The organism is Prevotella sp. OH937_COT-195 (assembly GCF_003932845.1).
Classification (GTDB): Bacteria; Bacteroidota; Bacteroidia; order Bacteroidales; family Bacteroidaceae; genus Prevotella.
In genome coordinates, this window is record NZ_RQZH01000211.1 from 1 (window position 1) to 305 (window position 305).

General features: G+C 24.6%; 1 pseudogene. It reads left to right on the forward strand.

What is annotated here, in order from left to right:
• Window positions 1–81: 81 nt before the first annotated feature.
• Window positions 82–305: pseudogene (locus EII32_RS11920) on the forward strand (hypothetical protein); the annotation flags it as partial.

Genomic DNA, 305 nt, shown 5'->3' on the forward strand with positions numbered 1-305 from the left:
TCCTCATGCTTTGATGATAAGTTTATTAATTATGCTATCGAGTATACATCTATTAATGGATCTAGACCAAAACAATTTCTTTTGAAAGTTTTAAGTAACTGGAAAAACGCTAATATTACAACTTTAGAACAAGCAAAAAATTTTAAAATAAGTAATAAAAAAAACAGTATTGTTCAATTTTCTAAGGAGAAAACACCTGAATGGTTAAATAATAGAACAAATAGAAATGAAAATGAAGAAATGTCAGAAGAAGAAAGAGCTAAGTTTGAAAAAAAAAGAGAAGAATTTAAAAGATTATTAGAAGA